Genomic DNA, 866 nt, shown 5'->3' with positions numbered 1-866 from the left:
AATCTTTCATATTAATAAGTTTGTGATTTATTTGAAACGTAGATTTCCGCAGATTAACGCGGATTTTACTTTATTCTTCTCTATGTTTAGTGTTTTCACAGATTAACGAACACCCACTATGAATGTGTTTTTTGACCGGTTGTCTTTGATGACTATAGGCTAGTTACCGTTGGAATTTCTCCCACACATCTAACACATACGGCACACCATAATCCTCGTATGCCTCCGTATGCTTCAACTTCTCCAATCCGTCTTTCAAACGCTGCAACTCAGCCGCTGGAAAATTCACGTTTTTGATGCCATTGATAATTGCCTCAATCATGTCTTGACAAACATAATCAGGACTGTACATGTCATCGAAATAGTTGTAATGCTCGTCTTCCACAAAGTGGTAAGTGAGGCTTTCGAGGACTTCGAGTAGAACAGTTACGGCTTCGGCATACTTGCCTTGGCTGATCGATTCACGAACTGCTTTCCGATAAGGTGAAAGCAGTCGTGCTATGGTATCGCAATCCTCATCGATATTCCGCTTGTTGAAAACGGTTTCGATTTTAGCTTTCAGCGGAGTCAATTCGATGTCGGTACGTGATTTGTCTTTCATACGCTGACGGATATAGCTCATTTTAAGTTTGTGAGTTTATGAGTTGACATCCTGCTCTTGTTTTTATGAAGATACCTTCGCGGGGAAACGGTTCGTAAGCGTTCGATTCAGACATCCCCTACATTACAGACGGTAGGCCTAAAATAAAATTTAGATGTAAGAAGCTGTTTTGAATTTCTCCAAAAAGTTTTTCTTGGCTTGATGTATCCGTTTTCGTGTGTGCTTTGGGCGATTTTTTGGTCCTTTCCGCTCCTGTTCTTCGTCA

At 40.9% G+C, this 866-nt stretch carries 1 protein-coding gene; it reads right to left on the bottom strand.

All coding sequences use genetic code 11. The features are described 5' to 3' along the window. Positions 1 to 163 precede the first annotated feature (163 nt). Complete coding sequence (locus tag B5F78_RS16620; RefSeq protein WP_239473511.1) at positions 164 to 601, bottom strand: hypothetical protein; 438 nt, start codon at positions 599 to 601, stop codon at positions 164 to 166. Positions 602 to 866: the final 265 nt, after the last annotated feature.

Source organism: Bacteroides sp. An279, from assembly GCF_002159615.1.
Lineage (GTDB): Bacteria > Bacteroidota > Bacteroidia > Bacteroidales > Bacteroidaceae > Phocaeicola > Phocaeicola intestinalis.
Note: the sequence above shows the minus strand (reverse complement) of the source record. Positions and strands in the feature narration are given on the sequence as shown.